8 protein-coding genes and 2 pseudogenes are annotated in these 9,162 nt (G+C 53.6%); 3 read left to right on the plus strand and 7 right to left on the minus strand.

Annotated features, from left to right (window positions below; all coding sequences use genetic code 11):
* Positions 1-6: 6 nt before the first annotated feature.
* Positions 7-1,023, plus strand: a complete 1,017-nt coding sequence (locus D9K61_RS15775) for a C45 family autoproteolytic acyltransferase/hydolase (RefSeq protein WP_120634164.1) — start codon at positions 7-9, stop codon at positions 1,021-1,023.
* A 92-nt stretch (positions 1,024-1,115) separates the two neighbouring features.
* Here the strand turns inward: D9K61_RS15775 and D9K61_RS15780 are convergent.
* The 4 genes and pseudogenes from D9K61_RS15780 to D9K61_RS15795 all read right to left on the minus strand — a co-directional run bounded on the left by D9K61_RS15780 (position 1,116) and on the right by D9K61_RS15795 (position 4,249).
* Positions 1,116-1,665, minus strand: a pseudogene (locus tag D9K61_RS15780) (DDE-type integrase/transposase/recombinase).
* A gap of 95 nt (positions 1,666-1,760) precedes the next feature.
* On the minus strand, positions 1,761-2,864 hold the full coding sequence (locus tag D9K61_RS15785) for an ABC transporter ATP-binding protein (RefSeq protein WP_120634165.1): 1,104 nt from the start codon (positions 2,862-2,864) through the stop codon (positions 1,761-1,763).
* 3 nt (positions 2,865-2,867) lie between these two features.
* Positions 2,868-3,614 (minus strand): carbohydrate ABC transporter permease, encoded by a 747-nt coding sequence (locus tag D9K61_RS15790; protein ID WP_216825816.1) that lies wholly within the window; start codon positions 3,612-3,614, stop codon positions 2,868-2,870.
* 77 nt (positions 3,615-3,691) lie between these two features.
* A complete protein-coding gene (locus D9K61_RS15795) occupies positions 3,692-4,249 on the minus strand; it encodes a carbohydrate ABC transporter permease (RefSeq protein WP_216825817.1) in 558 nt (185 codons plus the stop codon).
* Positions 4,250-4,297: 48 nt separating this feature from the next.
* On the opposite strand from D9K61_RS15795, the pseudogene D9K61_RS15800 reads away from it, so the two are divergent.
* Positions 4,298-4,390: pseudogene (locus tag D9K61_RS15800) on the plus strand (IS5/IS1182 family transposase); the annotation flags it as partial.
* Positions 4,391-4,414: 24 nt separating this feature from the next.
* Here D9K61_RS15800 and D9K61_RS15805 read toward each other — a convergent pair.
* Positions 4,415-6,067 (minus strand): NAD-dependent malic enzyme, encoded by a 1,653-nt coding sequence (locus D9K61_RS15805; protein WP_120634171.1) that lies wholly within the window; start codon positions 6,065-6,067, stop codon positions 4,415-4,417.
* A gap of 326 nt (positions 6,068-6,393) precedes the next feature.
* On the opposite strand from D9K61_RS15805, the gene D9K61_RS15810 reads away from it, so the two are divergent.
* Complete coding sequence (locus D9K61_RS15810) at positions 6,394-7,581, plus strand: YbfB/YjiJ family MFS transporter (RefSeq protein ID WP_120634167.1); 1,188 nt, start codon at positions 6,394-6,396, stop codon at positions 7,579-7,581.
* A gap of 222 nt (positions 7,582-7,803) precedes the next feature.
* On the opposite strand, the gene D9K61_RS15815 is transcribed toward D9K61_RS15810, so the two are convergent.
* Both D9K61_RS15815 and istB read right to left on the minus strand, forming a co-directional pair.
* Positions 7,804-8,235 carry a hypothetical protein gene (locus D9K61_RS15815; protein ID WP_120634168.1) on the minus strand — a complete coding sequence of 144 codons (432 nt, stop codon included), beginning with the start codon at positions 8,233-8,235 and terminating at the stop codon, positions 7,804-7,806.
* Between the two features lie 93 nt (positions 8,236-8,328).
* Positions 8,329-9,084: an IS21-like element helper ATPase IstB gene (istB, locus tag D9K61_RS15820; protein WP_120631352.1), complete on the minus strand. Its 756-nt coding sequence runs from the start codon at positions 9,082-9,084 to the stop codon at positions 8,329-8,331.
* Between the last annotated feature and the right edge of the window lie 78 nt (positions 9,085-9,162).

Here is a 9,162-nt window from a genome sequence, read left to right on the forward strand (position 1 = left end):
AGTTCGATGGCGCTTGTTTTTCGCTCAATAGACGAGGCGCAGCCCGGCCCGAAACTGGCCGGGCTGTTTGCCGGATACTGGCCCGCTTACCGTAAATGGTGGGCGCAGGAGGGCTATTCTGCCCGCCCAACTTATCGCGAATGCCTGCGCGCGCTGCTAGAGCACATGCCCGAAATCATGCCGCTCTACGAAGAAGTGGTCGAACTTGTGGGCGGCAGTGACAGCCAGGCGCGATTTCTCAGCCTGTATTGTCCGCCGAAATACCTTTCGGGCTGCAGTCAGGCGATCTGGCGTGGTGACACGCCATTTCTGGTGCGCAACTATGATTATCACCCCCGAACTTTCGATGCTGCGATCCTGAAAACGCAGTGGCTGGGACGCGGCGTGATCGGGATGAGCGATGGCATTCTGGGCCTGCTTGATGGCGTCAACGATGCCGGATTGATGGTGTCGTTGACCTTTGGCGGCCGTACGCAGGTCGGTCCTGGCTTTGGCGTGCCCATGATCCTGCGGTATGTATTGCAAATTTGCGAGACCACTGCCGAAGCGGTCGACTGCCTGTGCAGAATCCCTTGCCACATGAGCTACAACGTCACCGTGCTGGACGCGAAAGGGAAATATGCAACCGTCTACATGGCGCCGGACCGCGTGCCCGAAGTCACGGATCAGCCTGTCGCCACCAACCACCAGTCAAAGGTCGAATGGCCCACCCATGCCCGCTTTACCGCTACGGTAGAACGCGAACGTTTCCTGTTGCAGAGGCTCACACTGCATCCCGAGGGCGAGAACCGGTTCATCGACGCTTTCCTGCGCCCACCGCTTTACTCCACTGCGTTTAGTTCCGGGTTCGGCACGCTTTATACCGCCGTCTACAGGCACACTGGCCAGATTTCACTGATGTGGCCGGGTGCCGTTTGGAACTTGTCTTTTGATAACTTCACAGAAGGCACGCGCCGCATCCTTTTTCCAACCGATACAGAGGCCACTGGACATGGCCGAACTGTCGGGTTCGGTAACCTGTAAAAGGGAGTCCCTGTTAACGCCTGAAAATGTGTCCTACGGCGGTAGTATCGCAAGGTTTCCGCATGTCTAAGAAGCTCCTCCGCTGGACACACTTATCCAGCGAGCGCCGCAAACTGCGCGAAGCCAGACCGCGCTGACTGGTCAAACTGACCTTCCCGGACCACATGTGCGACTTTAGTCCCGGCCAAGGTAGCCGAAGCTGAATTCATCGATTTGAAGGTCTCCATAGGTCGGGTAAGTTTCTTAGTGAAACGGTGGTCCTGTTCAATGATGTTGTTAGGATGTTTCGTCCGCCGGACAGAGATTAACCAACATCAGTCGCACATCACGAGCAGCCAGTTCATGTTGTACAGACCAGCTATGTTCGATCCGCTTTTATCGATAACACCTTGTCCGGCCAACCGTTGTTGCAGATGGCTTTCACAAGGTTTCATCCATCCACCACGAACAACCCCGTGGCACCTTTCAACGGTGCGCTTCAGCAGCGATAGTGCGCGTATATTTCTTGACCCAGCGGTTAAGCGTTGCATGATCCAAGTCGACGCCGCGTTCTGCCATGATCTCTTCGAGATCGCGAACTTAGGAACACACGGCATAAAGGATCACGGATTTCGGGTGCTGCCGCCTTTGAAGGAGATTAATCCTGACTGAGTCTCGGGAAAGTGCGGGGGTCTGGCTCGACGCGCCTGGCTACGCAGCTGAAATCCGAGACTTTGCGACACCACCGATGAGAACCCTCACTTGTCAAAATCGCTCAATTTTGCTTCAAGAAATTTGCCGCTGTCTGTCAGAAATCGTTGTCCATTGGTCTGAAAAATGTGGAAATTTTCAATGCTGCATTTTAGTCTAATTTTCTCGCCGATATGTGGCGACTGATTGGCAGGAACTTGCACTGTGACCAGATTTTCCACTCCGATATCAGCAACAACGGTGCGTGAGCCACCATGATATTCATTCAACTTGACCACTCCGGTGAATTGCCCTTGATCTGGGTCCACAAGCGAAATGGCCTCAGGCCTTACGCCCAGTTGGACATCTTGAGGCATGGCCTCTGCGGGAAAGATTATTTCCTTGTGCCCCGGGATCGTGATAACATTTTCACCAAGTTGGACATTCAAAATATTCATCTTCGGAGAACCAAGAAATTGCGCGACAAAAACGTTTGCGGGGTTGTCGTATAGCTCGGTTGGCGACCCGGTTTGCATGATCTGGCCATCCTTTAATACGACGATACGGTCGGCGAGAGTCATCGCCTCTGTTTGGTCATGCGTAACGTAAATTGATGTCGCATTCAGGGATCGATGAAGAGTAGCTATTTCCACTCTGGTGTCGGCACGAAGAGCCGCATCAAGATTTGAAAGAGGTTCATCGAACAGGAATGCGGCAGGCTCGCGAACGATAGCACGACCAATTGCCACGCGTAGCCGCTGGCCGCCGGAAAGCGCGTTGGGTCTACGATCTAGGTAGTCCTCTAGACGAAGAATGCGCGCGGCCTCCGCAACTTTTTCGGCAATCTGATCTTTTGGCAATTTTGCTGTGTGGAGTGCAAAGGCAATATTGTCTCGCACGTTCATGTGCGGATAAAGTGCATAACTTTGAAAGACCATCGACAACTTGCGGTCGTAGGGTTCGAGGTGAGTTACATCCTTGCCACCAATCATGATGCTACCAGAGGTTGCTTCTTCCAATCCCGCGATCAGCCGGAGCAATGTGGATTTTCCGCAACCTGATGGCCCGACGAAAATACAGATTTCTTGCTCGGATATCGTGAGAGATATATCACGAATGACCTCATGAGCTCCGAAGGATTTGTGTAGATTTTCGATACGGATTTCGGACATGGACTAACCTTTCACAGCACCAGCCACCATCGAGCCGGTGATCCGGCGATACATGATAAGGCCAAGCAGAAGTGGTGGAAGAGCGGCAACGATCATTACTGCCGAGGCGACACCCCACTGGACCCCCCCGCCCGATGTTGCAAAGAACAATGAAGCGCCAACCGTCATTGGCACGGCCTCGCTGGTCGTCAACATGAGGCCAAATAGGAACTCATTCCAAGCGGTAATAAAACCAAACACAAATGTTGTGATGAGGGCTGGGCGGCAAAGAGGCAGAACAACCCGGATCAATAGGCCACCAGTACGCGCTCCGTCCATGCGAGCGGCTTCTTCTAGTTCAATCGGAAGATCAGCAATCGCATTGACCAGAAGCATTAAAGTAAGCGGAAGGTTGACGATCGCCAAAATCAAGCCAAGCCCAAGGTGCGTATCGAGAAGCCCCAGTGTCGCGTACATCATATACAATGGAATTGCGAAAACGATCAGAGGCAACGCTCTGAGATTGACAATAATCGGGAATAGAATACTGCGACCGTAGCCTCTTCTCACCATTGGCCAAGCAAGCGGAAACGCGACGACCATCGGGAGAATTGCACCGATGAGAACGGCAGAGAGAGAATTCCAAAGGTAGTAATATACATTCAGGCGGTCGCTAATGGTCAACACCGTTGCAAAGTTTTCCAGAGTTGGGGCTTCGACCCAAAGCGATGCGTTTCGGTTGACCTCATTTGGCCCCTTGAACGCGGTCATCAATGTAGACAGGATCGGAAAGTTCAAAACAAATCCCGCTACTGCAAAGACAATCCAACGTGGCCCCATCCGGCGTCTCATCGGGAAGCCCTCCGCAATAGAAACTGTGCAACTGATAGAACGATGAATGCCGAGGCGAATAGCAAAATTGCCGCCGCCATTGATTTCCCGATCTCTCCTCGGCGCAAAAAAGTTTCGTAAATGTAAATCGACATTGAGGTCGTAGAGCCACCCGGACCCGCCCCAACAAGTGTGTAGATGTTGTCGAAAACCCTGAACCCATCAATAAACCTAACAAACACCGCCACAAAAACAGTGGGCATCATCAAAGGTAGCTCTAGTTTCCAGAACAATCTCCATGGCCGGGTGCCATCCACAGCCGCAGCTTCGCGCATCTCTTGTGGGATCGCCTGAAAAGCGGTCATAAAGAGCAGAAATGCAAAGGGTGTCCACTGGAACGTTTCTGCAACGACAACCGTAGCAAACACATTTTTAGGTCCCAGAAAAGAGGGAGACCAGCCCAGCCAGCTGTAAAAATAGTGAGGAACTGTTCCGGCAAATTCATGGAGAACAAGTCTGTACATTAGACCCATCATTGCCGGTGCGACGATCATCGGGATAATCAAAATCGCCACGACCCACCCAATCGACGCAAGGGGCTGCTCGACAGTTTGCCGATTTTAGACTGGAGGTGTGTGGCAACACGATACCACAGGTGTCCAAAGGTCCTCCTATCAACAATCGCTCTCGCTGCAACCATCATCTATTGGCTATGAGTCCTCACCCTAGAGGTGCCTGTTTTAGCCAATCTCCTCGTAGTGCGGGGTCCAGAATTTCCTATCTATCGCAGCTTTCAGGTCATCTTCGCTGGTGTCCGGCGCGACCTTGTCCAACTGTGCCTGCTTACCCACCGCATATGCGATGACTTTACTGACTCGGCGAATGTCACTCACATCGGGCAGAAGGCTGGCGGTCCGATCCGATTTCGCAGGTGACAGCGCGGCCAGCGCTTCGGCGGCAGCCATGAACATTCCATCAGTGACATGTCGCGCACCTGCCGCCAGCACACCCAATCCCATACCCGGGAAAATATAGGAATTGTTACATTGGGCAATGTAATGGGTGTTGCGAGCAATCGTGACCGGATCAAACGGGCTGCCGGTCGCAACCAAGGCACGCCCATCTGACCAGCGCAGAATATCTGCAGGCACAGCCTCAATCCGGGATGTCGGGTTCGAGAGAGGCAAAATGACGGGATGTTCACTATGATCAGCCATCGCACGAATGATCGTTTCTGAGAACAAACCTGCCTGACCGCTGACACCAACCAATATGTTGGGCTTGGCCTTGTTGATCACATCTAGTAGCGAAATATTACCTGCGGACCATCCACCCACCTTGTCGACAGGCTGTACAAGTCGCTTCTGAAACGGCAGCAGGTCTGTCATTGCGTCAGTCAACAGCCCATTTCGGTCCACCAGGTAAATGCGACTGCATGCCTCGGATTCAGATAACCCTTGCCGGACCATGAGTTGCACCAGTTGTTCGGCGATGCCCACACCTGCAGATCCTGCGCCAAGGAACGCAATGGTTGCGTCCTTTAACGGGACATCAGTGACGTCGGAAGCTGCCAGCAAGGTGCCGGCCGTTACTGCCGCCGTACCCTGAATGTCGTCATTGAAAGTGCATAGCTGATCGCGATAGCGCGCCAGCAGCGGAGCCGCGTGTTGTTGTGCAAAATCCTCGAATTGCAGCAAGACCTCTGGCCACTTGCGCTTTACGGCCGTTACAAAAAGATCGACAAACTCGAAGTATTCATCCCCGCTGATGCGCTCGTGACGCCAGCCGATATAGAGGGGATCTTCCAGTCGTTCCTGGTTATTGGTGCCAGCGTCCAATACCACCGGGAGCGTCACAGACGGGTCAATTCCCCCAGCAGCGGTATAGAGCGACAGTTTACCGATCGGAATACCCATCCCACCGGCACCTTGATCACCCAACCCCAATATCCGTTCGCCGTCGGTGACGACAATGGCCTCGACAGATAGCAAGATGGAATTTTCCAGCATTTCATCGATGCGATCACGCTCGGGAAACGGGATGATCAATCCGCGCGGGTGATCGTAAATCTCGCTGAACTGCTTGCAGGCGTCACCCACAACCGGTGTATAAATAATCGGCATCATCTCGGACAGGTGCCGTATCAAAAGTGCGTAAAACAGAACTTCGTTCTCGTCCTGCAAGCCGCGTAGATAGATGTGCTTGTCCAGCTGGGTTTCTTGGCGCTCGAAAGCGGCATAGGCACGGTCAATCTGAGTATCGAGCGTTTCAATGTGCGGCGGCAGAAGGCCCATCAACCCAAATTTTTTTCGTTCATGCAGAGAAAAAGCAGTGCCTTTGTTCAAAAGTGGGTTCGTCACGTAGGGCAAGTTTGCGGGACCGGTATAGACCATCAGACGTCCTTTCGGATAGGCGCGCAGATTGCACGCGTCTTGCTCAGCAAGGTCAGCATTATACGACAACAATTGCAACGTGCTTGGAAGGCGAAGGCATCTCGTTGCTTTGTGGCACATCAATGCTGCCCGTTGCTGGGTTCGAAAGTCGAGGATCAAATGGATTCGCGCAGCGCACAAGTGCGGTCGCAAGCCGCACCTCAAGCTATTGCCAATATCTAATCTGTGGATGCCCGAGCTAATCACAAAGGGCCGCGTCGGATTTGCCGGGATTGCGCCTCCAAGCGCCCTAGGGCACGGTGTTTGCTCAACCTGAAGGGATACTCATGACCTCGACAAAACTAACCAATCCTTGGCTCATCTTATTGGGTCTTGCGCTCGGAGTCAGCGTGTCCAATGCCTTTGGTCGCTTTGCATATGGTCTTATTTTACCATCAATGAAAAGTAGCCTCGGCTGGAATCTAACCCAATCTGGTTGGCTAAACACGTCCAATTCAATTGGCTACATTGTGGGCTCAATCCTAACACTTTTCCTGATCCGGCGTACTTCGCCGTCGCAGCTATTTGCGGGTGGCACAGTGGCGACCGCTGTGTGTCTCTTGATGACCGGGTTTGATGAAGGCCTCTTTTTTCAAACCGCTTGTCGTTTTTTAGTGGGGTTATTCGGCGCTCTTTCCTTTGTGGCAGGCGGCGTTCTGGCGGCATCGTTGTTCCAAGACAGTGCCCGAAGGAATGCGCTGGCCATCGCCTTGTACTTTGGTGGTGGCGGAGGATTGGGTATCGCACTATGCGGCGCAACCCTTCCGACCATGTTAGAGGTATTCGGGCCGCAATCTTGGGACTGGGCGTGGATCGGCGTCGGGTCTGCAGCCCTGGTCATTTGCCCGTTTTCGGTTTGGGCTTCCACAATGTTGAAGGAAACCAAGCACGATGCTGCGCTTCCTTCCATCCCTCCGGTCCGCAGAATGCTTGGCGAACTCGGCGGATACGCGCTCTTTGGATTGGGTTATATTGTGTACGTCACCTTTATTTCTGTCTGGATGAAGGAGCAAAATTCCAGTGTACTATTGACCACTTCAACATGGATGGTGCTTGGGTTCAGTATCATGGCGTCTCCTTTTGTTTGGCGCGGGGTATTGTCCCGATTTGCTTCTGGAACGCCATTGGCACTGATCCTGACCGGGGTCGCGTTTGGTTCAGCCCTGCCGATCTTCGTTCCAAACGGATATGGATTGATTATGTCCGCGCTGGTGTTCGGGCTTTCGGTCTTTATGCCGCCCACTGCAGTAACCAGCTTCGTCCGCCAGAACGTGGATCAACGGGATTGGGGCGCAACTATAAGTTTTTTCACAGTGATGTTCGCCGTTTCACAGGCTCTGGGCCCGATCGGGGCCGGTATCATTGGCGATGTAACTGGAGAAATAGGAGATAGCCTCATCGTGGCTGCTGCTGTCCTGCTTGTGGGCGCACTTTGTGCCACGATGCAAAAACCGCTTAAGCTTGGGACGGCGTAACCGCCGATAACAGAACCACTCTGAGTTGCCGTGTTGATTTCCTATGGAATGAGCTCCTTGGGTTCTTACCGGAGCGGCACAGACCCTAACTCCGAAAACGGCCCGCCTCTGCCGTTGACTAGGTTGTTCGACTGCTGTGGCTGCACCCGCCAAAGCTGACATTCATTGCGAGCGCATACTCAAGAAGAGTCTGATTTCATAAATCACGGACGACATTGCCATTCAGGCCAGCGCTTTTTCAACCACTTCATAGTCATAGGTCGTAATCTCAAGTCGGTTCTTATCGGGATCGAGAAAGTAAAGAGACCACGACATATTATGATCGACAACATCTTGCCGGGTTAAAGTACCACCTGTATTTGTTTTCAAATCCAAAGATTCCATACTATCGAGAAAATCGATAAAGGTGCCGCCTTCAACTCGGAACGCAACTGTGCTGTCGCGGGATACTTCTTTGAAATCGCGTTCAAAAAGCGACAATGCGGGATATCCGTCGCCCCCTTGCATTATCAAGGGACCCATCGGGTCCGCGGCCCAAGAGGCGAGTTCGGCGTACCTTTTCAAGCCCAAAACCATTTCATACCAACCCGCTGCAGCCTCGCGTGTCAACGGCGGAGTAAAATTCTGCCACGGGGCGGAGCAAAAGTCGTCCATTGCTTGGGTGGCCGACGCCTTGGCAAACGCGCTCCCAAATAGCTGGCGGTTGCCAAGGCGTCTTGGTCCGTCAGGACCAATCTTTTCCGCGTATTAGGAGTTCTGCCGAGCCCTGCTCTGTGCCAGACGATAGCTTTCTCCGTTCATCTCCAGGATGCTGACATGGTGGGTCAGCCGGTCGAGCAAGGCACCGGTGAGGCGCTCTGATCCGAACGTTTCCGTCCACTCATCGAAGGGCAGGTTTGAGGTGATCATGATGGAGCCGCGTTCGTACCTTTGGGAGATCAGTTCGAACAGCAGCTCAGCGCCGGTTTTGCTGAGGGGCACGAAGCCCAGCTCGTCGATGATCAGGAGCTTCTGTTTCACCAGTTGCTTTTGCAGCCGCAGGAGCTGGCGCTCGTCGCGGGCCTCCATCAACTCGTGGACGATTGCGGCAGCGGTTGTGAAGCGAACCGCCAGGCCTTTCTGGCAGGCGGCCAGACCGAGGCCGAGCGCCACGTGGGTCTTACCAGTGCCGCTGGGGCCGAGAGCGATGACGTTTTCGCAGCGGTCGATCCATTCACAGCGCGCCAGTTCCAGCACCTGCATCTTGTTGAGGCTTGGGATCGCCGTGAAGTCGAAGCTGTCGAGACTTTTGGTTGCAGGGAACCGCGCTGCCTTGATCCGGCGCTCGATCATCCGCCGTTCCCGGTCGATGAGTTCGAGCTCGATCAGACGGGCCAGGAACTGGACGTGATCTCTCCCTTCGGCAGCGCAGAGCCGGGCCTGCTTGTCGTATTCCCGCAGGATGGTCGGCAGCTTCAGCTTTTTGAGTTGGTGGTTCAGCAGGATCTGTGGTGTCTCCGTCATGTCGAGGCACCTGTTGTCAGGCACATGTAGCTGGAGGGTGACGTCGTCGCCACCTTGGCCCGTGGCAGATACGGATAG

Source organism: Ruegeria sp. EL01, assembly GCF_900313035.1.
GTDB lineage: Bacteria > Pseudomonadota > Alphaproteobacteria > Rhodobacterales > Rhodobacteraceae > Ruegeria.